Origin of the sequence: Paenibacillus validus NBRC 15382, from assembly GCF_004000985.1 — a bacterium.
Taxonomy (GTDB): domain Bacteria; phylum Bacillota; class Bacilli; order Paenibacillales; family NBRC-103111; genus Paenibacillus_G; species Paenibacillus_G validus.
On the sequence record NZ_BIMH01000051.1, the window covers coordinates 1 to 24,955 of the forward strand.

Genomic DNA, 24,955 nt, shown 5'->3' on the forward strand with positions numbered 1-24,955 from the left:
AATCATGCTGACGTTCGTCCGTCGTTTCCGACCTGACGTGACAGCGAGAATCAATTTACCACATTTGCTATCTGTTTTGCAAGCTTTATTTTTCGTTCCATGCCAAGGGACAAATCCTCAAAGTTCAGAACGCCTGTTTGCCGCATCACTTACGACAGCGAGAATTAATTTACCACATTCGACACGCTCTTGCAAGTTTTTTTAATAACTTTTTTTGATGAGCGCCGGCTCTCGATTGGCCGGATTAATAATATAGCACGATTGCATCGGGGTGCGCAACCGTGTAAAGTTTTCCATAACCTACGTTTATAAAAAGGAGTTCAACAGCCCATGAAGCAGCGCACCGTCACGATGCCGCAAGGCGTCGCCTTATATATGGGAGCCGTGCTTGGCTCCGGCATACTGATCTTGCCGGGCTATACCGCCAATGTGGCCGGGCCCGCCTCCATCATCTCGTGGCTGCTCCTCTCGCTGTTAAGCATACCGGTTGCCTATACGTTCGCAAGACTGGCCCTTACCTATGAAAACTACGGCGGCATCTCGACGATCGTTGGGCAAGCTTTCGGCGATACGTGGGGAGCGATTGTCGGGTGGTTTTTCTTCACCTGGGTCGCCGGCGGCCAAGCCGTCGTCGGACTGACCGGAGCCTCCTATATTACGGCCGCTTTCGGCTGGTCCTCGGAAGCGGTGTACGTGCTCGCTTTCGTATTTCTCATCGCGGCTTTAATTGCCAACCTGCTGGGCATGCGGGTGAGCGGTTGGCTATCGCTCCTGTTAAGCGGCGCGGTGCTCGTCCTGCTGCTGCTGACGATCGGTTTTAGTTTACCCGTAACGTCCTTAACGAATTACCGGCCTTTCGCACCGCATGGACTGCAAGGCATCGGCCAGGCGTGCGTGCTCATTTTCTGGGCATTCTTCGGCTGGGAAAGCATCACGCATCTCGTGCCCGAATTCAAAAGGCCTCACCCCGACGTCATGCGGAGCACATGGATTAGCGTCGTAGTCGTCGAGATCACCTATACGCTGTTGTCCGTCGTAACGGTCGGCACGCATACCTATGGGGAACCGTCAGATGCCGCTCCGCTCGCCGCGCTAATGAACCGCGTGCTCGGCGTCAATGCCGGGTTAACGACAGCCGTCGTCGCGTGTATCGTATGCTTAGGCACCTTGAACGTATACTTGGCCAGCTCCGCACGGCTCGGACTCTCGCTGGCGACAGACGGGAAACTGCCGCGCTGGTTCGCCGGTACGAGCCGAAACGGAACGCCTTACCGCTCGACCTTGTTTCTTTTTGCAACCAATACGTTCGTCCTGGGCGGCAGTTATGTCACGGACTTTGCCGCCGATCGTCTGATTCTTATCCCGACCACGCTCGGCATTCTCGTGTATGTCTTGGCTTCCGCGGCCTGCCTGAAGCTGCTCTGGCGCGACCGTAAGGGGCGCTGGTCGGCGCTTCTCGCAACGGCGCTATGCGTGAGCATCGCTCCGTTCTCCGGCGCCTACCTGGCGGTTCCGCTCATTACCGCGGGAGCATGTCTTCTTTATTTGAAGTTCGGCGGCCATGGGCGCGGACGGTAGCTTTTTCTTTTCCCTGGCAAACAAGGTACAATAAGGCTCAGAGGTGAATACGAGATGGAACCTTTATTGGAAGTGGAGCATCTGATCGGCGGCTACAGCCGGCAGAAGCCGGTGCTGCACGACATCAGCTTCTCCGTTCGTCCCGGGGAAATGGTCGGCTTGATCGGCTTGAACGGGGCGGGGAAAAGCACGACGATCAAGCATATATTAGGCTTAATGGAGCCGCATTCGGGCGCGGTTCGGCTTGCGGGACGCCGGTTGGAGGAAGATCCGACCGCTTACCGGAGAACATACGCTTACGTCCCCGAATCGCCCTTGTTATATGAAGAATTAACGGTGAGGGAACACCTCGAGATGGCTGCGATGGCCTACGGTTTAGACAGCGCAACCTATGAAGAGCGATCCGAACGGCTGCTCGAGGAGTTTCAGATGGCAACGTTCCGCAACCGGCTGGCCGGCCATCTGTCCAAAGGCATGAAGCAAAAGGTGATGATCATGAGCGCCTTCTTGGTCAAGCCGGACTTGTATATCATCGACGAACCGTTCCTCGGTCTCGATCCGCTAGGCATCCGCTCGCTGCTGGAGCTGATGGTTCGGGTCAAAGAAAGCGGAGCGTCCATTCTGGTCAGCTCTCATATTTTATCGACAATCGAACGGTACGGCGACCGTTACGTGCTGCTGCACCAAGGCCGATTGACGGCCGCGGGCGATTTGGAGGCGCTGCGTGCACAAGCCCGCATGCCCGGCGCTTCGCTGGACGACGTCTTCTGCAGCTTGGTAACGCAGGACGTGAACAGCCTATGAAGAAGCCGGAACGACTGACGTTTGACGCGCGGGAGACGTGGGGCAAGCGAACGAAAGATTTCCGGCTTGAAATCCGGCCCTATGTCGGATATGCGCTGCAAAGCGTCTCCTTATTCGTCCTTCTGCTGGTGCTCGCCGGCAGCTTCTTCTACGGTAAGCTGCTCACGCAGGCGCCTCCGGGGTTTCCTTTTCGGGAGATAGCTGCGCTGGTGCTGCTCCCGTTCGCCGCATGGAGTCCGATCCGCACCTACATCCGCGAAGCCGATACCGTATTCTGGCTGCCGCTCGAGACCGAAATCGCCCGCCATTACATGACAAGGGCGGTGAACGCCTCCTTCGCGGTCCAAGCTTTCGGGCTGCTCGCCGCGTGGCTGGCTGTCTGGCCGGCTTTCGCCTTCGCGGATGGCGATAAGCCCGGCTTCATTCACGCCCTGCTGGTGCTGCTTGTTCTCAAGCGTGTGCTGCTGCAAGGCCATTGGACCGAGCTCAAGCTGACAATACGCTCGAAGAGAGCGCTGCTCGCGATGCTGCGATGGCTGCTGGCGGGAGGCTGCCTCTATATGCTGCTTACGCTGAGCCCTCCGGCCGGTTCGCTGCTCGTAGCCGCGACTTTACTCATTTATTTCGGCTTGATCCATCTGCTGGACGAAAAGAAGCTCCATTGGCTGCAGCTAGTCGAAGCAGAGCGCCGGCACCGGAGCCTTATTCTGCGGCTGCTGAATCAATTCGTGGATGTAGCCGAGCTGCATGGGCGTCCCCGACCGGTGCACGCGCCGCGCAAGCTGATCCGCGGGCTCGCAGGCCTTCGCTTCGATGCATCGCATACGTATCGGTTTCTATATGTACACGTCTGGCTGCGGTCGGAGGGGTTCGGCATGACTCTCCGGCTGACAGTGCTCGGCGGTCTTATTATTTCGTTCACAAAGGGCGTCGCGGCTCCGGCGATCGTGTTTCTTCTTTTTACAACGCTAACGGCCCTTCAATTAAAGGAACTCGCCAAGGCGTACCGCCACTCGGAATGGTCGTTCATCTATCCGCTTCCGCCCGCGCTGCGCGCACAATCGGCTCAAACGGTCATTCGCCGCATTCATGCCGTGACGGTTGCGCTGCTTACCGTTCCGCTGCTCTGGGCGATGGCCGCCCCGTATCAAGCGTTGCTCCTGCTTGCCCTGGGGCTCGGTTTATCTTATATATGGACGACCCTGCCAAAAAACAGCATCTTCTCTAAGTAACCGGTCCCATTCCCGCGCCTCCTCATTTGTCGTATAATGAAGAAATCTTGTTTCTCATTTACGATACGTTACTCAGGAAAGGAATGGAAAGGAAGCGCATGAAACCTACTCCCGCGATTACAAGAGCGCCCAGACGGCGTTTAGGCCGACGGCGGATCCGGCTTCGCGTCATCTTTGCACTTATTCTTCTACTGGCAGCGGCATGTATCGGTATTTCCGGATTTGTCGGCTGGCAGCTGTCGCACCCCAACCCGAAGCCGCTTGAAGATTCGCCCAAACGGCTCGGCATGGCCTACGAGGATGTGCAGTTCCAGAGCCGTCAAGGCGACCTGTTGTTAAAAGGCTGGTATATGCCTCCCGCGCAAACCGTCGAGAGCGCGACTTACGGCAAGGCGCAAATCATTATGGCGCACGGTTATAAAAACAACCGGGAACAAAAAAACGCCGAAGCGTTATCGCTGGCCAAAGACTTAACCGATCGCGGTTTCGGCGTGCTCATGTTCGACTTCCGCAATTCCGGCGAATCGGAAGGAACGATGACGAGCGTCGGGTACTATGAAAAGTACGACCTGCTCGGCGCGATCGACTGGATCAAAGCGCAGCGTCCCGGCAAAATCGGCGTGCTCGGCTTCTCCATGGGAGCCAGTACCGCGCTGACAGCAGCCGCCGAGGAGCCTGCGGTGGCAGGGATCGTGGCCGACAGCCCGTTCAACCGGCTAAGCAGCTACTTGAATGATAATTTGTCGGTGTGGTCGCATTTGCCGGACTTTCCTTTTACGCCGCTGATCATGAACATGCTGCCCCCGATGCTCGGCATCGAGCCGGATGAGGTAGACGGGCTGAGAGCGGTTGACGCGATCTATCCGCGACCGGTCTTATTCATACACAGCGCGAACGACCCTTCCATCCCGCTGCGCAACAGCGAGTCCTTGTGGGAGAAGCACAAGGACCGGTTCGAGCTGTGGACGACGGCTGCCGAAGGCCATGCCCGAAACTACCCGCCGCAGAAGCAGGAATACGCGGACCGGGTAAGCGCCTTTTTTGAGCAGCTGTAAGGCTGCTCCATGACGCCAAAAAAACGTCTCGGCTTTTCTAAAGCCGGACGTTTTTTTGCGCCTGCAGCAGGAATCGAATCGATATCCGCTGTCACGTATCGAGAAACCGCTCGCGTACGTCCCGTCCCGGGATCAGGCAAGCGTCAGTCCTGCCGAACCATCGGTACCGGTTGCGGGCGATCCAGCCGTACATTGCATTGCGCAACGGCTTCGGTACGGCGATGAACGCGTACAGCAGTCCCCATCCGCCTCCGAGTCCGCGCAAGACGCGCAGGCCTGCCGTAGAACGGGTGTAAGCTCGATGATTATCGATGAGAACGAACGTATCGAGCGCCTGCGGATCAAGACCGTAGTGCGACAGCAGCGCTTGGCCGACGTCCGATTGAATCGCCGTAAACCGAAACCGGCCGGCGCGGTCACGGGGCAAAATAAATTGCACGACCCGCTGGCAAAAGCCGCACACGCCGTCGTAACAAACAATCGGATGCTCCGCGGCGATCGAACGGATCTTCTCATCCAACATCTTCTGCTCCGACTCCATACTTACTCTCCTTCCCTCGGGACGCAACCGAAAATCTGCTCCAGCTTCATTATACACCACATACACCACGGGATAGCCCGTTCACGTAACCGCCATACACAGACGGACGTCCTGACGTTAGAACATAAACCGTTCGTGAATCGCCAGCGGCTCCGGCAGCACGAGCAGACGCCGCTGCACGAAGCGGATCAGTTTCGTCTTGGCCGCAAAAGAAATAAACATCGGCGCCCATGTGCGAATGAATGGCGACGAGCTGAACATCAGCTTGGCGGCGCGGTCCTGCATGCTGTGGATGGAGCGAATTTCGCGATCGCGGCACTTCTGAACCGCAGCAAGCCGCCCGGCGGAACAATCCCTGTCCCGCAGCGCATCGTAGATGACGTCGGCGGCAACGACGGCCGTGGTCACAGACAGCGACACCCCTACCGCACCGGCGGGAGAAGCGCAATGAGCGGCGTCGCCAACGAGCAGACAGCCGTTCTTCGCCCATTCGCGCACATAGAAATCTTTGGCTTGCAGCAGCACGAAACGCTTAAAGTCGGTGAGCGACTCGGCGAAATCGCGGAAAGCCGGGTGGGCGGCGAGCAGCTCCTGGCGCAGCGGTTCGATGCCGTGAGCTTTTATTTCTTTCCATTCCGCGGCAGGAACGGCGATGCCGACCTGCAGCAGGTTCGGGTATTTAGGCAGGACGATATAACCGTTGACCGTCGGTAATCAGCATGCGCAGCTCTTCGCCCCCATCGGCCGGTTTCGGCACCGTGAACCATACGAGATCCCCTGCGTAATGCTCGTACTCGATCTCGAAACCGCCCAGCTTGCGCACGGCGGAGAAGCGCCCGTCCGCGCCGACGGTCAACCGCGCCCGCACTTCCAGCGGCCCGTCGGCGGTTTCCGCCACAACGCCGGCGATCCGGTCGCCTTCATGAAGCAGCTGTTTCACTGGAGCGTGAAACAGCATCTCGAAAGACGGGAACGTCCGCGCCTTATCGTACAAGGCTTGCAGCAATACCGGCTGGGGCATCCACAACGCGTAAGGAAAGGCGCCGGAGACGTCCTCGAAGCTGAAGGAGCCCATTCTTTTGTTCTTATAAAATAACGTGCCTTGGCGTACCTTCGCCCCCGGGAACGATTCGATGTAGTCGCGCAGATTCAGCTGTTGGAGCAGCTGCAAAAAACGAGGCTGCAGCACTTCACCCCGGTATTCGCGGTCAAAGTTATCGTGGCTCTCGAGAACCGTTACCCGAACGCCGGCTTTGGCGAGCAGCAGACCGACAAACAGGCCGGCCCTCCCCCGGCTACACAAACATCCGTTTCGATCATCCGATGCGTCATCCGTATCGCCTCCGCTTTCAGATCGCAATAATAGTGAGTGATCACTCACTTTTTTTGATAATTTTAGTTTACTCCTCCCTCGTTTGGATCGTCAACGACGATTGCACCCTGCCGCGAAAAACAGGCACTTGATCTCCCGTGTCTACCTGCCTCTCGTCTGCGATAAAAAAGAGCGAGCCCCCTTCAGGCCCGCTCCGCTTCCAATGCTTGCTTACTTTATAGTCCGCTTATGAAATTCTTTATGATTTGCGCCAAAATGCCCGGGGTTTCCATCATGCTCATATGCCCCGCTGCTTCAATTCGCTGCTGCGATATCGTCTCACCGCTGACGGAAAACGTGCGCTCCTCGGGAATGACCTGATCCGACGCTCCGGCGACAAGCAGCACCGGCAGCCTCGTCTCCCACAGCACCGCGTTGCGGTCGGGCCTGTCCCGCATCGCTTCGAGGGTGCGCATCGCTCCTTCCGGGCTTGTTCCGAGGCCGATCTCTCTCGCTTTACGCACGGCTTCCGGCATCGATTGCAAATGAGCCGGGGCGAAAAGCTTCGGGATCAGGCCGTCCAGGAACGCCGGCAAGCCTTGCTCCTGGATCGTTTGCTTCGCCTTCTCGCGACCGGCTCTGCCCTTCTCGTCGTCCGGGTAGGCCGTCGAATGCACAAGGCCGAACGCGCGCAGCCGGTCCGCCTGTTTCTCGGCCAGCGCCAGCGTCACATAGCCGCCGAGCGAATGTCCCAGCACGACGGGTTTGTTCTCGCCCAGTCCGAGCCCGTCAATCAGTTTGCCGATATCCCCGGCCATCGACTCCATCGAGTACGATTCGTTCGGGGAACCGGACGCCCCGTGGCCGCGAAGGTCGGGAACGATGACCCGGCAGCCGCTTTCGAGCAGCGGGACGATCTCGTCCCAGTAAGCGCCGCTTCCGCAAAAGCCGTGCAGCAGCACAACGGGTACGCCCTCTCCTTGATCGGTGTAGGCCAAATTCCAGCCGCCCATATCCGCCGTCTTTGTCTTCATATACGGGTCCTCCCTTTATCTTTGAAAGTCTTAAGGATAGTATACCCGTTTTACCCGATCGTTTCCTGGTTGAACCGTCTGCGCCCTCCTCCTTCCTAACAAAGTATCGGCATGAAAAAACCGGATTGACGCCCGGAAAGCTGCGGTAGTAACATTAAATTCAGGTTTTGTTCGTTCGCAAACATGTCTCATGATAAAGGCAGGACTCCCCTACATGGATATCAAATCGCTGGCCGTTTGCCTGTACTTGCTGCTTGTATACTGGCTTTCGCTGCATTTTCCTTCCCTTAAATCGTTGTTCTATCCTACGCTCGGAGCCTTCAGCTACTTGTTCGCAAGTCGATCGTTCGCAATTAAAGACCTGGTAAGAATGACTGTTGGCGCAGGCGCCGCCTCGATGATCGGCACTGGGCTGTATATCGCTCAGATTGGATTGATGGGATTTATGCTGACCGTCCTTACAACTTTCTTCCTGATTAAGAGGTTTCATTTGAACGCGCCGCCGATTTTAGCGGTGTCGCTGGTCCCTTATTTTGCGCAACCGCAGCATTTCTGGACGACACCTATTGCCGTACTGGCTACCTTGGCCGGGCTTGTCGTCATGCTGCTTGCTGTGCAAATGTTCTGCGCCTTATATGCCCGATTACGCTCAAACGCGGCCGACGCCGCTGCGAAAGAAGGCGCGCGCACCCCTGCTCCCTGAGCGGTATCCACAAGTCCCTGCCCGGGCACAAACGCCGATCGAGTCTCCTTCCAAGCCGAAGAGCCCCCTTACCGGGGGCTTTCGGCTGTATTTCCTATGGACAACGCCGAAATCCGCGGGTTCCAGTACCTGGGCAGGGACATCTACTGCAGCAAGGACTTGATTCGCAGCGGGCCGGTTACTTCGCGGCAGCCGGTTCAGCCACAACTTTGTACTTGCTGTGGACGTACGTTTCCGCTTTCGGCTCGGTAATTACAGCCGCGTTCAGGCTGTCCGGCTCCGGATCGGTCAGCGTGTAGGTGACGACTGCACGGTCGTCACCCTCAAAGCGGATGCCGGTAACCTGGATGCCATAACCGGCCGTCGGCTTCTGGCCGCGGGACAGGACGACCTTACTCACGTCGTCGTTCACTTTCACCACGGATACACTCACTTCTTCTTGAGGCGCCTGCGGTTTCGTATGCGTTTCCACGAAACGGATTGCCTTGTGCAGCCAAACAGCCGCTTCACCGCGGGTCAGCTCCTGCTTCGGGAAAAACTTGCGGTCTTCGCCAAGCTTCACGATCCCGTGCAGCACCATCCGCTGCAGGCTGTTATTGTAAGCCGGGTCGATATCGTCCTGATCCGTGAACTGAATCCACATTTTAATAACCGGGAAGGCGCCCTTCGTGTCGATCGCATGAATCAACAAATCCGCAAACTGCTCGCGCGTAATCGATTCGCTTGGGTCAATATCGCTCGGTATCGGCAGGCCGTTCAAGTGCGCGATCACGAACGACTCCGCATACCAGGCGTTGTTCGGCACCTTCTTGAAGTAGTCGGTAGCTTCCGGCTTCTTCACAAACTTCAACGGATCGATGTTCAGACCGAACGCCTTCACCAGCATATGCACGCTTTGCGCATAGCTGGCTTTGCCCTTCGGTACGAAATGCTTATCGTCTACCCCGCTTACGATCCCGCGAGCCTTCAGATCCATCACCGGTTCCTTCTGATCCGCATCCACATCGTTAAAAGCAAGCGCAGACCCCGCCAAGGCCCCGGTTAACAGCGTCGTTGCCGATAATACGGTTATCCACTTTTTTATCATTAAAATCCCACCTTTTACAGAATACTCCGGAGTTATCTATATGAACGGACCCCCGGTGCAAAAGGTTGCAGCTTCACGGCAACCTTTCTTCCATTTGGACGAACAAACGCTTGCCTGCGACTGTCATGACCGGCAGACAGCCGCATATGTTTAGGGTATAGAATCGACCCCAAGGAGGGAGAATCGCGTGCCGGAAGCTTTCATTCAAATCGCGCTGCTTATTATCATCATCCGCTCGGTGTTTATGGTGTTCCTCTTGTCGCAGCACCTTAACAGACAATGGCTGGATTTGCTGTATTACATGGCCGTTGCGTTGGTGGCGACCGCGTTCCTGCTTCAATAAGAGATCAGACGAATAAGGAAGAGCCTTTTGCCGGGATGCGGGGAGAAGGCTTTTTTTGCGTTATGTTCAGATTGAAACTTCTATGCTATTATAGTTGAGGCGTTGTCGTTTTATGTAGATACATAGCGAAATAGCACTAATATCGCGTTCTATTGACCGATCGTCAAATAACGTGGTAAGGTGTAATCACCTAGTAATTCCATTGGAATTATATAATATTAAAAAGATAGGGGAGAAATCAGAATGTTGACTTGGAGAAAAAGCGCCCTGTTCGTGCTCGTGTTCGTTCTGTCGATCGCCATGATCGCCTGCGGCTCGAAACCTCAGGAAGCGGCAAAACCGGCGGATAACGCCACTGCATCGGGAAGCGCTCAAGCGAACCCGCTGGCAGGCAAGAAAATTGCACTCATTATGCAAATCAATTTAGGAACGTTCTCGGCCCAGTACATAGAAGGCGTGAAAGAGCAGGTTGAAAAGCTCGGCGGTACGGTCACCGTCAACCCGGCTGACGGCGATCTCGCCAAAATGTCCTCGAACCTCGACGCTGCGATTAATCAGAAGGTCGACGGCATTCTGATCGACCACGGGACAGCGGAAGCGCTCGAAGCCGGCGTGAAGAGAGCGCTGGAGAAAAAAATTCCGGTCGTTGCGTTCGACGCCGACTTGAAAGTGCCGGGCGTAACGGTGCTCGAGCAAGGCGACGCGAAGATGGCCGAGCAAACGCTCGAACAGCTCGCGAAGGACATTAACGGCAAAGGCAACATTGTCAAAATTTGGGTTGCGGGCTTCGCGCCGATGGAACGCCGCCAAGTCGCTTACCAAGCCTTCCAGGCTAAATACCCGGACATTAAAGAAGTGGCTGCCTTCGGCGCCGCTACGCAAAATACCGCGCTTGACACGCAGGCGCAAATGGAAGCGATCCTGAGGAAATATCCGAACAAGGGCGACATCACCGCCGTCTGGGCTTCTTGGGACGAGTTCGCCAAAGGCGCCGCACGCGCCATCCAGCAAGCCGGCCGTACGGAAATTAAAGTGTACGGCATCGACATGAGCGACGAGGACTTGCAAATGATCCAGGACCCGCAAAATCCTTGGATCGCCTCCGCCGCCGTCGATCCGAAAGATATCGGCCGCATCCAGGTTCGTTATTTGTACCAGAAGCTGCACGGCGACGAAACGCCGGAGAAAGTCGTGCTGGAGCCGGTATTCGTGTCCCGCGATCAGCTTCCGAAAGAGCAAATCTCCACAACCGAGCTCAGCAAGCACGTCAAAGGCTGGGGCGGCAGCCAGCAAGGCTACACCGATTGGCTGAAGCAGGCGGAGAACAAGTAAGCATTTGAATATTCCGATCCCATCGGCCGCTCAAGGTCCGATGGGATTTTCCATTGAAGGAGCGTGAGCACATCCGATGGCAAGTTCTTCCGTCAGCCTGTTGAACATGTTGGGCATTACGAAGTCTTTCCCCGGCGTACGGGCGCTGAACAAGGTCGATTTTGAGGTGCGGGGCGGCGAAATTCATGCGCTGCTCGGCGCGAACGGCGCAGGCAAAAGCACGCTGATGAAGGTGCTCTCCGGCGCCTATCGTGCGGATGAAGGCACCATTGCGATCGACAGCAGACCGCTTGCGATCGAGCAGCCGCTTGACGCGATCCGCTTCGGCATTCAATGCGTGTATCAGGAAGTCGATACCGCACTGGTCCCTCAGCTGACCGTCGCCGAAAATATTATGCTGGACCGGATCACCGGCGGGCGCCGCTGGATCGATTGGAGCGCCTTGCAGCAAGATGCCGCGCGGCTGCTAAGCGAGCTTGGCTTGACCGGGATCGACGTAAAGCGGCAAGCCGGCGAGCTCTCGATCGCCCAGAAGCAGCTCGTGCTGATCGCACGGGCGCTCGCCCAGCAGGCGAAGTTCATTATTTTCGACGAGCCTACCGCACCGCTCAGCAATGAAGAAGCCGACCAGCTCTTCCGCCTCATGAACCGGTTGAAGGCGGACGGCGTCGGCTGCATCTTCATCTCCCACAGGCTCGCCGAGGTGTTCCGCATCAGTGACCGCGTGACGGTGATGCGCGACGGACGCCGCATCTCCACGAAGGCGGCCGCCGATACGAACGCCGCTGCCGTCGTAGAGGAGATGCTCGGCAAGAAGTTCGACGAGGAGTTCCCCAAAGCGCAGGTCACCATCGGCGACACGCTGCTGGAAGCGCGCGGGCTGACGTCGGGCACGAAGGTGCGCGACATCAGCTTGTCCGTGCGGCAGGGCGAAATCGTCGGCGTGGTTGGTCTCGTCGGCGCAGGCAAGACCGAGCTGTCGCGCGTCCTGTTCGGCGCGGACCCGCTTGATGCCGGCGAGGTACTGCTGCGCGGCAAGCCGCTGCGGCTGGCGAAGCCGGCCGATGCGGTCCGCTCCGGGCTGGCGCTGATCCCGGAGGAACGCCGCAAGCAGGGCGTGCTGGTCGAGCTGCCGGTGATGGCGAATCTGGCGCTGCCGATTCTCCGCGCGCTCAGCCGCCTCGGCTTCGTGCAGCGCGGGAAGGAAGCGGCGAACGCGGAAGCGCGCATCGCCGAGCTCGGCATTCAGCCTGCGAACAAGAACCAGCTGGTTAAATATTTAAGCGGCGGCAACCAGCAGAAGGTCGCCGTAGGCAAATGGCTGCCAACCAACGCCGACGTCTATTTGTTCGACGAACCGACGAAGGGCGTCGACGTCGGTGCGAAGAGCGACATTTTCCGATTGATCGGGAAGCTCGCTCAGGAAGGCAAGGGCATTCTGTATTTCTCATGCGAAATCCCGGAAATTCTCGGGATCGCCGACCGCATTCTGGTCATGAGCTACGGACGCGTCGTCAAAGAACTGTCGCGGGCTGAGGCCACACAGGAACAAGTGTTGTACTACGCAAGCAGCGGGGAGGCTTAACCGAAAGTGAAAGACAAACTACTCGATTATTCGTATAAATACGGCGCGTTGGCCGTTATTGCCATCGTCATTGCCGCATTCTCGCTCGTCAACGAAAACTTCCTCTCGTACGACAATATGGCGGACATTCTGCGGTCTATCTCCATCGTCACGTTCGTGGCGATCGGCGTAACTTTCTCGCAGATCGTCGACGGGTTCGACTTGTCGGTCGGGGCCACCGTATCCTTGACGACCGTCGTCGTAGCCACGCTGATGGTCTGGTTCCAGCTGCCGCTGATCGTCGTGCTGATCGTCCCGCTGCTGATCGGGATCGTTGTCGGCCTGCTGAATGCGCTGCTTATCGTCAAGGTGCGGATCCCCGACCTGCTGGCGACGCTTGCCGTCATGTACATCATCGGGGGCGTGCACAAGACGTATACCAAGGGCTTCTCCATCTACAACAATATGCAAATGACGGACGGCACGAAGGCGCCGGGCAAATTCGACCCTTCCTACCTGTGGATCGGACAAGGCAAGCTGCTTGGCGTGCCCGTTCCCGTCCTGATCATGATTATCGCCGTTATCCTCGTTCATATTTTCCTAACCTACACGCGCTGGGGGCGTCAAATGTACGTCACCGGCGGCAACCGGGAAGCGGCCCGGCTGTCCGGCATTTCCGTCAACCGGGTGCGCACGTTCGCTTACGTCTTATCCGGTATATTCGCCGCTGTGGGCGGGATCTTGTTCGCCGCCCGGGTCGGCTCCGGGCAAATCGACGCCGGCGCTCCGATCCTGATGGAAGCGGTCGCGGCCGTGTTCGTCGGTTACTCCGTGCTTGGCGCGGGCAAGCCGAACGTCATCGGCACGTTCTTCGGCGCCGTGCTGATCGGCGTGCTGCTGAACGGTCTGACGATGCTGAACATGCCGTATTATGCGTTCGATATCATTAAAGGGGCCGTGCTGGTCATGGCGCTAGCGATTACGTTCATTCACTTGAATCGCCGCCGTACGTAAAATAGCTGCGGCTCACACCCCGTATCGATGCGATACGGGGTGTTTGGTTAACTCTTTTTTTCGACCTCAGGCATTCGTCCATACTTATTGCCGGGTACGTTCATACAGTGTTCATGTAGGACAATAACCAAATGAAAGGGGTTTTGAACGATGGGTGCTCTTGGTTTCGGTGGAAGCTGCGGAGGTTTCGGCGGTTTAGGGACTACCACAGGTGTAATTCTTGTTCTGTTCATTCTTCTGGTCATTGTATCCAGATGGTTTATCTAAATAGGGATGTAACCATCTCCTGATTCAAGATAAGAGACGGCAACCGTACGGGAACTGTACCCCGTTATGGTCAGCCGTCTCTTTATTGAACCCATCTCAAGGTCTGTCCTGCCAATTCCATAAGCGGACCTCACCCACGCGAATGCCGGCTACCCATGGCTCCTGCTTGAGCTTTAATATTTCTTTGGTCGGTCCGGTAACTACAGCTCCGTAAAGCTTGACACCGTTCGTTTCCAGGTACTGGATCGTTTGATCGATTTGTAACGAAGGCGCTAATGTTTTTGTGATCGATCTGTAATCTTGAAGCAATCGCAGCGTCTTCATAAAATTTTCGTTTCTCAGCTCTCCGCTGCCATATGTGTCAATCGCAGGGTAGCTGCCTCCTTTGGTGACAATTTTCCCGAACCAGCCGCTTTTCTGTTCTTTGTAGCTTGTAATCCGCATATCGTCATGGTGCCAGACCGGGTGATAGGGAAAACCGACCGGGTTCCAAACGATCGATTCTTCCGACGTTTTCTCAAGGCCCGTATCCGCCGCGAACCAGACGGGTGTCATGTTTTTGTTTTTAAATTGTTGAAGCAATTCGTCCGTCGTAAACATTCTGTCAAACGAGAGAGCCGCTTCCGTCACCGTACCCTCCGGCAGCTTCTCCAATTTGCTCCATTCCTGGCCGCTATCCTGACGAAACGTATTGGGAAACTGAAAGACGGCCGTATTTGTATGGTCATTCAACCATGACATCTGTCCGATGCCCGGACGGTTGAATACAAATGAGAAGGAGAAATCACCGACAACCGCCCTTTCATCTCCAATCTGCCTTCTCATTTTTCCATGTAAGTCCATGGTAAAAAAGAGATTACTGTTCGAGCTTAACGCAACCTCGACATTCGGACGGGTCACGGCAATCGTCGAGGTAACGATATCTTTATAATGCTCCATCCGATTCGGCTCTCCCGCAGCGTAAAAGAGATTGGTGCAAATCGAACAGATTAACATGACCAGGAATACCATGCCTATAACGGTAAACGAAGTATTTATCCGTGCTTTCCATTTTCCTTTTCGAATGATGCTGGCTTCTTTTAATGAATCTGCGGTCTCGGCTTCTGCTTCCCGATCTTTTCCCATAAGCTCATCCATATAAGACTGATAAGCCTCCATTTTTTCAATCTCCCGTTCCACCTCTTCCCTTTCCTCCGCAGGCAGCTTGCCTTCCTCGTAAAGCTGCAGCTTCCTTCTGAATTCTTCACTCATTTGCATCCATCCTTTCGTTCTGCCGCCGAAGTTTTTGCCGAGCCCGAAATAACAGGATTTTGAGGTGCGGCAATCCGATTCCCATAATGTCCGACGCTTCTTGATAAGACAACCCGTTGAAATCAACCAGTAAAATCGCTTGCTGCTGTTTTTCGGGCAGATCCAAGATCCATTGCTCCATTTCCTGCCTTCGTTCCCGCTGCAGCATCTGTTCTTCCGGCGTTTCCCGGTCCGGCATCTGCTGGAAGTAACGGATATCTTGAGCGAAGCTGTGTTTTTCTTTGCGCTTGACATCGATAAACGCATTGTAGGCCACCCTGAACAACCATGGCTTTACCCTGTCATCCTTGCAGTTTTCCAAGTACAAATAAGCGCGGTAAAAGGTTTCCTGTACCAGGTCCTGGGCGGTATGATGTTCGCGGCAGAGGGAGAACAAGTAACGATAAACGTCATTCACATATTTTTGATACATGGTATCCAAGGAATCCCGATTCATTGCCTCCCCCCTCACTGTATACACGTACAGCCCGAACCAAAAGTTACATATATAAAAAAACTTCACCGGCGTCAGAGCCAATGAAGTTATTTGGGGAGAGCGGTTAGGTGTTACTTGATATCCAGCGTCTCATCCAACCACTCGAAGACACGTTGATTAAAATAAAGCAGCGCACCGAAATGACAGTGTTCTTCAGCTCCATCTTCCGCGGTGAAAAGCATGAACGTTTTGGGGCAGGTAAGAGCGTCATAGAGCATCTTCGGCTGGCCGGCGAAGAAATGATCGGCTTCGGCTTCGCATACCAGCGTCGGGCACTTGATTTTATGCGCCACGCCTTCCAGCGTGACAGGCTCTGTTTTCCGGATGAGTTCGTGAACGGATTCAGCCTGATACGTGAACATGCCATTTTCAATGGCCCAACGAACACCGGTATATTGGGAGGTCAATACTTCAAGGAACTTCTCCACATACGCCGGATTGTTTAAGTCCTCATCGTTCCCCCGGTGAAGCTTGCGGGCGATCTCTCCGAATTGATTGGAGAACAAACCGTCGTTAGCGATGCAAGCAGCCAGCCGATGTTCATAGGCTGCAGCACGAGGCGCTAAATATCCTCCGAGGCTGATGCCCATTAGCGCAATCCGGTCGGGGTCCACGTCGGGGCGAGTCAGCAAGTAATCGACCACAGGTGTGACAACCTTCTCCCAATCATAACGAAACGGGATATGCTGCTCACGAATGACAGCGCCTTGTCCCGGACCTTCGAAAGTAAGGCAGTTGTACCCACGCTGCAGCGCAGCCGCCGCTACTTCCAAATAAAGTTCTTCGCCTGTTGAGTCAAACCCTCCGTGAATAAGTAAGGTAGGTCGCGGTGTATCGTCCACACGGTAATAATAGCCGGGCAAATAGGTCCCTTCATAAGGAATCGCTACTTCTTCCACCGATGTATCCATCAATTTAATAGCTTGGCGAAACGTACTCCGGCTTTTCCCCCATGTTTCCAAGATACGCGGGTCTTTCGGATTTCCATGCAGAAAAAATTCCGCGGTCCGATAGTAATTATGGGCTCGCAGATAGCACTCGCGGGCACTGACCCGTTTGCCCCGCTCTAAACTGTCAACAGCCAGCGCATGAATGCGTTCGGCTGTTCGATACCATTCCGTATACCAGCTTTCAAAATCGCCCTCTTTGATCCGATACGCAGTGGACAGACATTCGCCGATATCCGCTCCTCCGTATGGGGCGTAACTCAAAGTACGCAGCAGCTCGAATGAAAATGTTTGATCTTGGAAAATAAGACGCATAGAAAATTCCTCCTCATATTTATTTAACATATGGACCGAATGACTATATGTTAAATTTAACCTAAATCAAAAATAACATATAACATTTCATGAGTCAACAAAAACATAAGTCATTTTTGACATATATAAAACCTGTTTGATTAATTGTAAAAATAAATATATATTAAAAAGAACCTATATTACATTTAACTTACTTATAAAAGGAGTTGTTTTTATGAGTTCCATGCGTTATGCCTTGCTTTCTTTATTGGCGCGCGAGCCTCTCAGCGGTTACGATATCAAGCAGCACATGAACAATCGACTGGGGCCTTTTTGGAAAGTGGGCAGCAATCAGGTGTATCCGGAATTGTCTAAAATGGAAGGGGAGGGCTTGGTAAAGCTTCAAGGGGTCGAACAGCATACGTATCGCCCCGCCCGGAAATTGTATGAGATCACCGAAGCCGGACGAGAGGCATTAATACAGTGGACGATAGAGCCTATGGAGCTTGAACATAGTGTCCGTGATGATTTTCTGCTCAAGGCTTACAATTCCTGGCTCGTAGAGCCCGGGCAAATGGCCGTTCGAATTGCGGAAATGAAGAAGCAGCATGAAGAGAGGTTAGCCGCCTATTTGGACAAAGTGAAGGAGCTCACCCCATTGCTTGAAACGTCCGGCAGCAGCCATGATCCGATTGCCTCCAGCATCTCGGTCGTTGAATTCGGTATTCAATATGAACGTCTATATATCGAATGGTGCGATAAATTAATGAGCAAACTTTAAAGTCAAGCAGCCAAGGGAGGGCAATTCGAAGCGACCCGTATTCTATTTGTCTCTCCCCAGGAATACAATCACTTGTACAAGTATGCTTCAGGGGGTATGCGTTCGTGAGCATGTTCATCTCTTATATCCTCTTAGGGTTGTCTTTATCGGCTCCAATCGGGCCGATTAACGCCGCACAGCTGGACAAAGGAGCGAGATACGGTTTTCTTCACGCATGGCTTGTCGGGGTTGGCGCTATGGCAGCGGACGCCGTGTACATGCTGGTTGTTTACCTGGGTCTCGCTCATTTGCTCACGACGCCTTTCATGAAGACGTTCTTGTGGAGCTTTGGCTGCTTTGTACTTGTGTATACGGGGATTGAGAGCTTGCTGCATAGCAGAGGGGGCCTCGCCGCGAACGCGGCCAAGGACGAAGCGCTTTCGAAGTCTTTGATCTCGGGCTTTCTGATGGCGCTGTCGAATCCGCTCAATATTTTATTTTGGCTCGGCATTTATGGATCCATCCTGGCCCAAACCGTGGAGTCTTACGGCGTGGGTAAAGTATGGATCTATAGTCTGGGCATATTTATCGGGATCTTGCTGTGGGATTTGATTATGGCTGGTATTGCAAGCACCCTGTACAAGGTTGGAAGCAGGAAGATCCTGCCTTGGATCTCCGGACTGGCCGGTATATCCCTGATCGGCTTTGGCTTCTATTTCGGCTATCAGGCCTTTAAGGCGTTATTTTTGTAAATACGGGACATTCACCTGGTTCCCCTCCTCATCATACACATATCACGTACACGATGAAGGAGGATATTTCACATGTCAGAGCTATACACGAGAAGCTGGCTGGAGAAGCACCGGTTTGAATTCAGGGCATGGCAGCAGGACGCTTTTCGGCAATTCGCCGCGATGATTCACGATGATTCGAATACTTACCCCTGTATTCCCGGAAGACAAGGGTTTGTATCCGATCATCTGCGATTCGGCTTTGTCGAAGACCCTGCCTCCCAAACCGCTCCCCAGGACCTTGCCGCTTTGCTTAAGCAATACGGACGATGCTCAAGAGAAACCGGCCGCTATGCCTCTCTGGTCGTATTTTTCAATACCTCCTCTGCCGGGTGGACCGGTTGCCCGGTTGAAGCTTACGAAGAGCTGTTCTGGGCTCTATTGAGCGGGGTAAGCCGACTCGACGATCAGGTATGGCCGGATGACATTTCATCCGATCCCTCCCACCCTTCCTGGGAATTTTGCTTTGACGGAAATCCTTATTTCGCCTTTTGTGCAACGCCCGCCCATGTTATACGCAAAAGCAGGCATTTTCCCTACCTGCTGCTCGCTTTTCAGCCCCGCTGGGTATTTGAGAAAATGAACAATTCCACGCATTTCGGCCAAAGCATGAAGAAAGCGATCAGGAGCCGTTTGGAACAATACGACGGAATCCCGGCGCATCCTTCCTTAAAGTGGTACGGCCAGGAGGACAATCTGGAGTGGAAGCAATATTTTTTGCACGATCATAACCGTATCCCCTCCCGCTGCCCTTTTACAAGGATGAAGCGCGCAGTTCATAAATTGCTTTCTTAAACCGACCCCATGCCGTACTTCCGCTTAGCTTCTTGTTTTCTCCACTTTAACCTCATGAACAGTGTGACAACGGCAATTATCACGACTACTAGCAGGCTGACCCAAAATCCCGGTCTGCTCGATGCTTCAGCAAGCGTCCCCGATACAGCCGCACCGATAAGCAGGAGAGCGCTGAAGGACTTTATTTTATCCCCGGTCGTAAGCTTCACCACTCTGGGAGCCGAGATCAATATAAAGCACCAGGTATACAAGAGCACCAGCCCTGATGCTGTTGCGATATGCTCGAAGATATGCTTAGGTGTCCATAACGCCAAAAGGACGGATGCCGCCAATCCTGCTGCGGTTAAACCTAGGGCGGGATAGGGCATTCTCCGGTTTCCCTTCCTGCCGGAGAAGCATTGGGGAGCATCCCCATCCTCTGCGAGCGTGACCAGCATAAGCGTAACCCCATACAAAGAAGCAACCATCGTAGAAAATCCGGCGATGATGAGCACCGCGTTAAACCCATGCACCAGGACATGGAAGCCTAAGCTTCTTAAGCCTGAAATAAACGGACTCTCCTGCTGCTGCAGCTGCTCGAGCGGAACAAGAACAAGCAGCAGAACCATGGACGTCATATAGAGGACGGTCACGATGAGAAGCATCACCCTGCCGGACTTCATCACGTGATGAGGTTCACGCAATCCCGCTGCCATCAGTCCCATCACTTCAATTCCTCCAAAAGCGTAAAATACATAAATGAGGCCCGTCCACATGCCCTTGAAACCCGGAGAAAACCATTCGTCCAGACTTGCAGGAAGCTTCGGCCCTGAATGACTCATACCGGACCTTCCCAGCCAAACGGACAAGGCAACGAAGATGAATAAGACGAGGGCGGAAAGTTTGAGAATGGCCAGCACATCCTCTGTTTTTTCAAAGCCTCCGGCTCCCCGTATCACCACCGTGAGGCCAAGCGCCGCATAGACGGATGTCAAGATCCAGAGCGGAATCTGAGGAAACCAAAACTGCGAAAATAGGGATAGCGCTGTCAAAGAGCTTCCGGATAGAAGCATCTCGGATGACCAGTAAATCCAGCCGCTGCTAAATCCGGCCCAGCGCCCGTAGGCTTGCTTGGCATAGGTACGAAAGGAGCCTTGCTCCGGATAGGCGGCCGTCATTTTAGCCAAAGTCGCGAAAACAAAAGAGGTGCCTAGAGCTGCAAGAACAAACAAAATCAGCACGGTAAAGCCGCTTTTTTGTATGGCGATGCCGGAGCCCAGGAAAAATCCGGTACCGATCGTGCACCCTGTTCCGAGTAAAGATAAATGCCACCATGTGAGATGTCCTTGCCGTGTTCTCATGATTCCGCCTCCCTGCCTGTTTCTAATGACTCGCGACTCGCCAATACCGAAAGAACCCTTCAAAGCTTACTTTGAAAGGTTCTTTGGCCTGGAGCAACGATATGAGGTTACACGAGATAAGGCGAAGGGGCATAGCTTTGCTGCAACTGTGCCATATCCTGCTGAGTCAGCTGTGGAACTTGATAAAAGTGTCTTTTATTTTGATACAAGAACAGCTCGTACCCCATTTCAATAAAATTAGGCACGCTATCCGCCATCATACGCCGAAGCACCGGATTGGTAATCTCCAGGGAGGCCATCGCAAGCAGGGAGGCCGTAGATTTAACAAGCCCCAGCATATAAGCGGAAATGCCTTGATCGCTGATTTCCCGGATCGACATCATCGGTTTTCTCGGCGCCGTCTTCACTAAGCCATAGATCACTTGATTATTTTGATCCATGTTATAAGTCTGTGTGGGATGTGACGGTTTCTTGCCTGTGGCGAAGGCTTCTACGGTAATGTTGTACAAGTCGGTAATGAATTGGTGCTGATGATACAGGATCCGCTTGAGCTCCTGGTCTTGAATGAACTGCTCAAAGATGACATATTGGTCCAGCAAACTAATGAAGCTCGATAAAATTTCATGCGAATCAAACATTTCATGGCCGCCATGATTCATGGAAGACATCGGAGCTGCGCCTGGTTGTGAATACGGGTTTTGCATACGGGTTGATTACCTCCTTGGATGTGTGGAATACCCCTTTACGGTTGGTCATTTTTATTCAAATTATGCAACAGGAATTGGCATGCCCCGTCTGTTGAATAAGTTGATAGGAGGTTAGATAAACTGATAGGGCAGTTCATGAACAGGAGGTATTATGACCCAACAACGGATCATCCATCATTTTACGATTCCTGCAAAACAAGGACGCAGCTTTACCCTCAAGAAGGGACAGACGGTGAAGGTGATTGACGCAGACGGTCAGCAGGTGGCAGATTTTGTCGCCTATCATGCCAATCATCTACAGGAACGGCTGGATCCGGGCGTCACCATGGATGCGCTGCGCACCATGAATGTTCGACCGCACGATGTTTTGTACTCCAACATGTACAGGCCCATGCTTACTGTGCTGGAGGATACCGTCGGCAAGCATGATTTGCTCAATCCCGCATGCCGCCCGGAAATGTACGGGTTTTTATATAACAAACCTGAACACGAAAGCTGCTATCACAATTTAAATACCGCGCTTGCCGAATTCGGCATCCCTCAGCCGGATCAGCACTACTCGTTTAACATGTTCATGAATACGGTGATTGATGATTCAGGTCGTATTCAAGTCAAAACCCCTTTATCCGCGGCCGGCGATTACATGATGCTAAGAGCAGAAATGGATCTCATTGCGGCTATTTCCGCCTGCCCTTGCGAGGAAAGCAACTGTAACGGTTATCACTGTACCCCGATTCGCGTGGAGATCGGGGAACGGTGAACAAAGTCGGGCCTTCCCGCTTATGCCAAAAAACCTATGGATGCCATAACGATAGGTTCTTCCCGCTTTCCATCGGAAGCGGTCTACCTTTCAAGCTTCAGCACGTGACCGCTGTTGCGGCGGACCAGCTCGGCCACCTTCTCGTATTCGGCTTCATCGACATGGGCGCTCAGCACATACCGCAGCTCTCGGTCGTCCTCCCCGCCGCGGTCGCGTCCGGGCTCGTCCAACGCATGAAAGCCGACGAACGCCCCAGGCGCTCCTTCACCGGGATGCCCTGTCGACAGCCCGGACGAGCCGGCAACTCCGACGCTCCCCGAGCCGACTGTCGCCGATAATGGCATCAGCAGGACATCCCGCCCCGGCGTGTCGCCTACAGCTCCCACTTCAATCTGATCCGCCCGGTGCGCCTGAAGCAAAATTCGAACGTGTTCAGCCTCATCTTCGGTTTGAAAATAAGCTTGCAGCCGCTTGCTCATTCAACATCGCTCCTTTGACCAAATTAGGGCCTCTCCTCTCTTTTTCCCTAATTTGTCCAAAACTACGCATGCCGTGAAGCGATTTCGCCGTATGAGCACCCTATGGTAAACTTATATTTATGAAAACACGATACGTTGGGTTTATCGCCGCTTATGTGCTGCTATTCGCCGCCTCCGCTTACGTCAGCTGGAATCGCGAGCCCGAACGGCTGATGACGGACGTCAGCCGCCTGCAGTCCCGCCAGGTGCAGCGCATCCTGCCGGCAGGAGATACGGCAAGCCTGCAGCAGGCTGTCCGCGAGGCTGCCGGGCTCGGTCTGCCCGTGTCGATAGCGGGAGCCCGTCACAGTCAGGGCGGCCATACGTTCTACGATCATGCGGTTGTCCTCGACATGCACGGGTATAACCGCATCCTCGGCCTCGACCGCGAGCGCGGACTCGTACGCGTCCAGAGCGGCGCTACGTGGGCGGACGTACAAAACTACTTGAACCCGTACGACTTGTCCGTCCGCGTCATGCAGTCGTCCAACATCTTTACCGTCGGCGGTTCGCTCAGCTCCAACGTGCACGGCCGCGACGTCCGGTTCGGGCCGGTCATCGAGACCGTGGACAGCTTCCGCCTGTTGACCGCGGACGGCGCGATCCGGAACGTCAGCCGCAGCGAGAACGCCGAGCTGTTCCGCCACGCGATAGGCGGCTTCGGTCTGTTCGGCGTCATCCTGGACGTCGACCTGCGGGTCACCGACAACCCGATTTACCGCGTCCGCACCGACTTCACCGATTACCGGTCCTTCCCGGGCTGGTTCGTCCGTGAAGTGCTGGCTAAGCCGGAGAAGGAGCTTGCGATTGCAAGGCTGTCCGTCTCGCCGGACAGCCTGCTCGAGGAGATGTATGTGACCACCTACAGCCGGACGGAAGCGCAGCGTACGCCGGAGCTGCTCCAGCTGTCCGAGGAGCGGAACGTCGAGCGCAACAAGTTCTTGTTCGGCTTGTCGCGCAAGTGGGACTGGGGCAAGCGGTTCAGCTGGGCGGTGCAGAAGGCGTACTACACCCGAAGCGAGGAAGGCGGGCTGCTGTCGCGCAACAATGCCATGCGTCCGGAGGTGGAGTTTCTGGAGCATGCGTCTTCGCGCGACTCGGACATTTTGCAGGAATATTTCATCCCTAGCGCGCGCTTCCCGGCTTTCATCGATGACGTGCGGCGCATCGTCCGCGAGAAGCGGGTCAATCTGCTGAATGCGACTGTCAGGTACATGCCGCGCAGCGAGGAGGCGGCCCTATCGTATGCGGCGCAGGAAGGATTCGCCGTCGTGCTGCTGATCAACCAGAAGCTGTCGGCGGCCGGCGTCGCCCAGGCCGAAGCCGCCACCAAGCGGCTGGTCGAGGCTGCGCTCGCGCAGGGCGGCACGTATTATTTGACGTACCAGCTGTATCCGACCCCCGAGCAAATGAGGCGGGCGTATCCGGAGGCGGATTCGTTCCTCGCCGTTAAGCGGAAATATGACCCGAATGGGCTGTTTATGAATTTATTTTACGAAAGGTATGCGGGTGATCCGAGTGGAAGCGAATCGAAACGATAATGGGAACGCGCAGGCGGTTGCACCGACTCCGATGCGGCTGCTCATCGCTTCGCAAAGCGCGGCGTTGTTCGGGAGCGGCCTCGTCTTCCCGTTTTACTTGATCTTCATTAAAGAGATCGGCGCCGGCTTTACGGAATATGCGCTGGCCTATGGCCTGTTCACGATCTGCTCCTCCCTGCTGCACACCCGGCTCGGCGCCTGGTCCGACCGGTGCGGGCGAAAGGCGCTGCTGCTGTGGAGCGGCTGGGGGATGGCCGCGCTGTTCCTGCTGTTTCCCTTGGTGACGTGGATTGGCCAGGTGTACGTGCTGCAGGTGCTGATGGGCCTGTTCGGCGCCATGCAGAAAACCGGGGAAAAGGCGCTTATCGCCGACCTCACCGACCGCGCGGGCCAGCAAGAAGGCCGCGGAAGCCGGGGCCGGACGATCGGCCGGTACCACGGCTATGTCGGCCTGTTCTCGGGGCTTGCGGTGATCGCGGGCGGCTTCCTGATCGATCTGTTCACGATCGATCTTATCTTCTACATCGGCTCGCTGTGGATGTTCGTCAGCGGCCTGCTGCTGCTTCGAATGCGTGAGCCTCGTTAGCCCTCCGCAGGCGCACGCGGGTCCGCTGCCGATGCCGACTTGAACCGAATAGATGCCGGTCTATCCGGTATAAAGTGAAGTCCGCAGGCACACGCTAACCTCGGAGGTGATCAACCATGTCCGGAAGAAACAGCAAACCGAAAAACAATGGCCCGGCGAGCAGCCCGAGCCGTTTGGACCAATTCGGCGACAAGCTGGCGGAGGATACCGTATCCCGCGATGCGAACGCCTGCGAGCCGAGACGTAAATAAACCTTCTTTTTTC

29 protein-coding genes and 1 pseudogene are annotated in these 24,955 nt (G+C 54.9%); 18 read left to right on the forward strand and 12 right to left on the reverse strand.

Annotation, left to right across the window (positions count from 1 at the left end; genetic code table 11):
* From PVA01S_RS27045 to PVA01S_RS22495, 5 genes are all read left to right on the forward strand, one after another.
* Positions 1-205: hypothetical protein (locus tag PVA01S_RS27045; protein ID WP_218029658.1), on the forward strand; the 205-nt coding region annotated here is incomplete at its 5' end.
* Between the two features lie 125 nt (positions 206-330).
* Positions 331-1,578: an APC family permease gene (locus PVA01S_RS22480; protein ID WP_127609715.1), complete on the forward strand. Its 1,248-nt coding sequence runs from the start codon at positions 331-333 to the stop codon at positions 1,576-1,578.
* Positions 1,579-1,632: 54 nt separating this feature from the next.
* A complete protein-coding gene (locus PVA01S_RS22485; RefSeq protein ID WP_127609717.1) occupies positions 1,633-2,382 on the forward strand; it encodes an ABC transporter ATP-binding protein in 750 nt (249 codons plus the stop codon).
* The gene (locus PVA01S_RS22490; protein ID WP_127609719.1) at positions 2,379-3,614 is read left to right on the forward strand and encodes an ABC transporter permease; all 1,236 of its coding nucleotides are present in this window, start codon (positions 2,379-2,381) and stop codon (positions 3,612-3,614) included. Before PVA01S_RS22485 ends, PVA01S_RS22490 begins: the two co-directional genes overlap by 4 nt.
* 98 nt (positions 3,615-3,712) lie before the next feature.
* Positions 3,713-4,669, forward strand: coding sequence for an alpha/beta hydrolase (locus PVA01S_RS22495; protein WP_127609721.1), 957 nt, complete (start codon positions 3,713-3,715; stop codon positions 4,667-4,669).
* A 91-nt stretch (positions 4,670-4,760) separates the two neighbouring features.
* Here PVA01S_RS22495 and PVA01S_RS22500 read toward each other — a convergent pair whose 3' ends face one another.
* The 5 genes and pseudogenes from PVA01S_RS22500 to PVA01S_RS22510 form a co-directional block, all read right to left on the reverse strand.
* Positions 4,761-5,210 (reverse strand): thiol-disulfide oxidoreductase DCC family protein, encoded by a 450-nt coding sequence (locus PVA01S_RS22500; RefSeq protein ID WP_054798480.1) that lies wholly within the window; start codon positions 5,208-5,210, stop codon positions 4,761-4,763.
* A 117-nt stretch (positions 5,211-5,327) separates the two neighbouring features.
* Positions 5,328-5,618, reverse strand: a complete 291-nt coding sequence (locus PVA01S_RS27365; RefSeq protein WP_328108957.1) for a hypothetical protein — start codon at positions 5,616-5,618, stop codon at positions 5,328-5,330.
* A 3-nt stretch (positions 5,619-5,621) separates the two neighbouring features.
* A pseudogene (locus PVA01S_RS27675) lies at positions 5,622-5,903 on the reverse strand (FAD-dependent monooxygenase); the annotation flags it as partial.
* A complete protein-coding gene (locus tag PVA01S_RS27375) occupies positions 5,890-6,513 on the reverse strand; it encodes an FAD-dependent monooxygenase (RefSeq protein ID WP_244933022.1) in 624 nt (207 codons plus the stop codon). The pseudogene PVA01S_RS27675 and the gene PVA01S_RS27375, both read right to left, overlap by 14 nt.
* Before the next feature lie 245 nt (positions 6,514-6,758).
* Complete coding sequence (locus PVA01S_RS22510; protein ID WP_054800438.1) at positions 6,759-7,556, reverse strand: alpha/beta fold hydrolase; 798 nt, start codon at positions 7,554-7,556, stop codon at positions 6,759-6,761.
* A 214-nt stretch (positions 7,557-7,770) separates the two neighbouring features.
* On the opposite strand from PVA01S_RS22510, the gene PVA01S_RS22515 reads away from it, so the two are divergent.
* A complete protein-coding gene (locus tag PVA01S_RS22515) occupies positions 7,771-8,259 on the forward strand; it encodes a hypothetical protein (RefSeq protein WP_127609723.1) in 489 nt (162 codons plus the stop codon).
* Between the two features lie 178 nt (positions 8,260-8,437).
* On the opposite strand, the gene PVA01S_RS22520 is transcribed toward PVA01S_RS22515, so the two are convergent.
* Complete coding sequence (locus tag PVA01S_RS22520) at positions 8,438-9,346, reverse strand: S-layer homology domain-containing protein (RefSeq protein ID WP_127609725.1); 909 nt, start codon at positions 9,344-9,346, stop codon at positions 8,438-8,440.
* A gap of 187 nt (positions 9,347-9,533) precedes the next feature.
* Here PVA01S_RS22520 and PVA01S_RS26815 point away from each other — a divergent pair, with 187 nt between their 5' ends.
* The 5 genes from PVA01S_RS26815 to PVA01S_RS27380 all read left to right on the forward strand — a co-directional run bounded on the left by PVA01S_RS26815 (position 9,534) and on the right by PVA01S_RS27380 (position 13,866).
* Positions 9,534-9,689 carry a hypothetical protein gene (locus tag PVA01S_RS26815; RefSeq protein ID WP_155615418.1) on the forward strand — a complete coding sequence of 52 codons (156 nt, stop codon included), beginning with the start codon at positions 9,534-9,536 and terminating at the stop codon, positions 9,687-9,689.
* A gap of 243 nt (positions 9,690-9,932) precedes the next feature.
* Positions 9,933-11,021: a sugar ABC transporter substrate-binding protein gene (locus PVA01S_RS22525; protein ID WP_127609727.1), complete on the forward strand. Its 1,089-nt coding sequence runs from the start codon at positions 9,933-9,935 to the stop codon at positions 11,019-11,021.
* A gap of 76 nt (positions 11,022-11,097) precedes the next feature.
* Positions 11,098-12,606 carry a sugar ABC transporter ATP-binding protein gene (locus PVA01S_RS22530; protein WP_127609729.1) on the forward strand — a complete coding sequence of 503 codons (1,509 nt, stop codon included), beginning with the start codon at positions 11,098-11,100 and terminating at the stop codon, positions 12,604-12,606.
* Between the two features lie 6 nt (positions 12,607-12,612).
* Positions 12,613-13,599, forward strand: a complete 987-nt coding sequence (locus tag PVA01S_RS22535; protein ID WP_127609731.1) for an ABC transporter permease — start codon at positions 12,613-12,615, stop codon at positions 13,597-13,599.
* Positions 13,600-13,749: 150 nt separating this feature from the next.
* Positions 13,750-13,866 (forward strand): sporulation protein YjcZ, encoded by a 117-nt coding sequence (locus tag PVA01S_RS27380; protein ID WP_127609733.1) that lies wholly within the window; start codon positions 13,750-13,752, stop codon positions 13,864-13,866.
* A 96-nt stretch (positions 13,867-13,962) separates the two neighbouring features.
* Here the strand turns inward: PVA01S_RS27380 and PVA01S_RS22545 are convergent, their stop codons facing one another.
* The 3 genes from PVA01S_RS22545 to PVA01S_RS22555 form a co-directional block, all read right to left on the reverse strand.
* Complete coding sequence (locus tag PVA01S_RS22545) at positions 13,963-15,117, reverse strand: anti-sigma factor (protein WP_164751936.1); 1,155 nt, start codon at positions 15,115-15,117, stop codon at positions 13,963-13,965.
* On the reverse strand, positions 15,110-15,613 hold the full coding sequence (locus PVA01S_RS22550) for a sigma-70 family RNA polymerase sigma factor (protein WP_054799836.1): 504 nt from the start codon (positions 15,611-15,613) through the stop codon (positions 15,110-15,112). The genes PVA01S_RS22545 and PVA01S_RS22550 overlap by 8 nt, the downstream gene beginning before the upstream one ends.
* 110 nt (positions 15,614-15,723) lie before the next feature.
* Complete coding sequence (locus tag PVA01S_RS22555; RefSeq protein ID WP_127609737.1) at positions 15,724-16,914, reverse strand: alpha/beta hydrolase family protein; 1,191 nt, start codon at positions 16,912-16,914, stop codon at positions 15,724-15,726.
* A 214-nt stretch (positions 16,915-17,128) separates the two neighbouring features.
* Between PVA01S_RS22555 and PVA01S_RS22560 the strand changes: the two genes are divergently transcribed.
* The 3 genes from PVA01S_RS22560 (at position 17,129) to PVA01S_RS22570 (ending at position 19,239) form a co-directional block, all read left to right on the forward strand.
* Positions 17,129-17,674 carry a PadR family transcriptional regulator gene (locus PVA01S_RS22560; RefSeq protein WP_054798060.1) on the forward strand — a complete coding sequence of 182 codons (546 nt, stop codon included), beginning with the start codon at positions 17,129-17,131 and terminating at the stop codon, positions 17,672-17,674.
* Positions 17,675-17,778: 104 nt separating this feature from the next.
* Entirely contained in the window at positions 17,779-18,405 is a 627-nt protein-coding gene (locus PVA01S_RS22565; RefSeq protein ID WP_127609739.1) for a LysE family transporter, read from the forward strand.
* Between the two features lie 72 nt (positions 18,406-18,477).
* Complete coding sequence (locus PVA01S_RS22570) at positions 18,478-19,239, forward strand: YqcI/YcgG family protein (RefSeq protein ID WP_127609741.1); 762 nt, start codon at positions 18,478-18,480, stop codon at positions 19,237-19,239.
* Here the strand turns inward: PVA01S_RS22570 and PVA01S_RS22575 are convergent.
* Positions 19,236-20,579, reverse strand: coding sequence for an amino acid permease (locus tag PVA01S_RS22575; RefSeq protein WP_127609743.1), 1,344 nt, complete (start codon positions 20,577-20,579; stop codon positions 19,236-19,238). The genes PVA01S_RS22570 and PVA01S_RS22575 overlap by 4 nt on opposite strands.
* A gap of 107 nt (positions 20,580-20,686) precedes the next feature.
* Positions 20,687-21,283 (reverse strand): spore coat protein, encoded by a 597-nt coding sequence (locus PVA01S_RS22580; RefSeq protein WP_054798059.1) that lies wholly within the window; start codon positions 21,281-21,283, stop codon positions 20,687-20,689.
* 154 nt (positions 21,284-21,437) lie between these two features.
* On the opposite strand from PVA01S_RS22580, the gene PVA01S_RS22585 reads away from it, so the two are divergent.
* Positions 21,438-22,046, forward strand: a complete 609-nt coding sequence (locus tag PVA01S_RS22585; RefSeq protein WP_127609745.1) for a DUF1989 domain-containing protein — start codon at positions 21,438-21,440, stop codon at positions 22,044-22,046.
* 83 nt (positions 22,047-22,129) lie between these two features.
* Here the strand turns inward: PVA01S_RS22585 and PVA01S_RS22590 are convergent, their stop codons facing one another.
* The gene (locus PVA01S_RS22590; RefSeq protein WP_054798057.1) at positions 22,130-22,525 is read right to left on the reverse strand and encodes a hypothetical protein; all 396 of its coding nucleotides are present in this window, start codon (positions 22,523-22,525) and stop codon (positions 22,130-22,132) included.
* 119 nt (positions 22,526-22,644) lie between these two features.
* Between PVA01S_RS22590 and PVA01S_RS22595 the strand changes: the two genes are divergently transcribed.
* From PVA01S_RS22595 to PVA01S_RS27550, 3 genes are all read left to right on the forward strand, one after another.
* Positions 22,645-24,105, forward strand: a complete 1,461-nt coding sequence (locus PVA01S_RS22595; protein WP_127609747.1) for an FAD-binding oxidoreductase — start codon at positions 22,645-22,647, stop codon at positions 24,103-24,105.
* Positions 24,074-24,691, forward strand: coding sequence for an MFS transporter (locus PVA01S_RS22600; protein WP_244933023.1), 618 nt, complete (start codon positions 24,074-24,076; stop codon positions 24,689-24,691). The genes PVA01S_RS22595 and PVA01S_RS22600 overlap by 32 nt, the downstream gene beginning before the upstream one ends.
* 116 nt (positions 24,692-24,807) lie before the next feature.
* On the forward strand, positions 24,808-24,942 hold the full coding sequence (locus PVA01S_RS27550; protein WP_258313521.1) for a hypothetical protein: 135 nt from the start codon (positions 24,808-24,810) through the stop codon (positions 24,940-24,942).
* Positions 24,943-24,955 lie beyond the last annotated feature (13 nt).

What these genes read in the sequence shown, in the direction of transcription:
- PVA01S_RS22510 (WP_054800438.1), bottom strand. Translation starts at nt 7,556, where the DNA reads ATGAAGACAAAGACGGCGGATATGGGCGGCTGGAATTTGGCCTACACC.
- PVA01S_RS22550 (WP_054799836.1), bottom strand. Translation starts at nt 15,613, where the DNA reads ATGAATCGGGATTCCTTGGATACCATGTATCAAAAATATGTGAATGAC.
- PVA01S_RS22485 (WP_127609717.1), top strand. Translation starts at nt 1,633, where the DNA reads ATGGAACCTTTATTGGAAGTGGAGCATCTGATCGGCGGCTACAGCCGG.
- PVA01S_RS27380 (WP_127609733.1), top strand. Translation starts at nt 13,750, where the DNA reads ATGGGTGCTCTTGGTTTCGGTGGAAGCTGCGGAGGTTTCGGCGGTTTA.
- PVA01S_RS22490 (WP_127609719.1), top strand. Translation starts at nt 2,379, where the DNA reads ATGAAGAAGCCGGAACGACTGACGTTTGACGCGCGGGAGACGTGGGGC.
- PVA01S_RS22570 (WP_127609741.1), top strand. Translation starts at nt 18,478, where the DNA reads ATGTCAGAGCTATACACGAGAAGCTGGCTGGAGAAGCACCGGTTTGAA.
- PVA01S_RS22580 (WP_054798059.1), bottom strand. Translation starts at nt 21,283, where the DNA reads ATGCAAAACCCGTATTCACAACCAGGCGCAGCTCCGATGTCTTCCATG.
- PVA01S_RS22595 (WP_127609747.1), top strand. Translation starts at nt 22,645, where the DNA reads ATGAAAACACGATACGTTGGGTTTATCGCCGCTTATGTGCTGCTATTC.
- PVA01S_RS22590 (WP_054798057.1), bottom strand. Translation starts at nt 22,525, where the DNA reads ATGAGCAAGCGGCTGCAAGCTTATTTTCAAACCGAAGATGAGGCTGAA.
- PVA01S_RS22585 (WP_127609745.1), top strand. Translation starts at nt 21,438, where the DNA reads ATGACCCAACAACGGATCATCCATCATTTTACGATTCCTGCAAAACAA.
- PVA01S_RS22560 (WP_054798060.1), top strand. Translation starts at nt 17,129, where the DNA reads ATGAGTTCCATGCGTTATGCCTTGCTTTCTTTATTGGCGCGCGAGCCT.
- PVA01S_RS22555 (WP_127609737.1), bottom strand. Translation starts at nt 16,914, where the DNA reads ATGCGTCTTATTTTCCAAGATCAAACATTTTCATTCGAGCTGCTGCGT.
- PVA01S_RS22520 (WP_127609725.1), bottom strand. Translation starts at nt 9,346, where the DNA reads ATGATAAAAAAGTGGATAACCGTATTATCGGCAACGACGCTGTTAACC.
- PVA01S_RS22545 (WP_164751936.1), bottom strand. Translation starts at nt 15,117, where the DNA reads ATGAGTGAAGAATTCAGAAGGAAGCTGCAGCTTTACGAGGAAGGCAAG.
- PVA01S_RS22480 (WP_127609715.1), top strand. Translation starts at nt 331, where the DNA reads ATGAAGCAGCGCACCGTCACGATGCCGCAAGGCGTCGCCTTATATATG.
- PVA01S_RS22515 (WP_127609723.1), top strand. Translation starts at nt 7,771, where the DNA reads ATGGATATCAAATCGCTGGCCGTTTGCCTGTACTTGCTGCTTGTATAC.
- PVA01S_RS22530 (WP_127609729.1), top strand. Translation starts at nt 11,098, where the DNA reads ATGGCAAGTTCTTCCGTCAGCCTGTTGAACATGTTGGGCATTACGAAG.
- PVA01S_RS22495 (WP_127609721.1), top strand. Translation starts at nt 3,713, where the DNA reads ATGAAACCTACTCCCGCGATTACAAGAGCGCCCAGACGGCGTTTAGGC.
- PVA01S_RS22500 (WP_054798480.1), bottom strand. Translation starts at nt 5,210, where the DNA reads ATGGAGTCGGAGCAGAAGATGTTGGATGAGAAGATCCGTTCGATCGCC.
- PVA01S_RS22525 (WP_127609727.1), top strand. Translation starts at nt 9,933, where the DNA reads ATGTTGACTTGGAGAAAAAGCGCCCTGTTCGTGCTCGTGTTCGTTCTG.
- PVA01S_RS27550 (WP_258313521.1), top strand. Translation starts at nt 24,808, where the DNA reads ATGTCCGGAAGAAACAGCAAACCGAAAAACAATGGCCCGGCGAGCAGC.
- PVA01S_RS22575 (WP_127609743.1), bottom strand. Translation starts at nt 20,579, where the DNA reads ATGAGAACACGGCAAGGACATCTCACATGGTGGCATTTATCTTTACTC.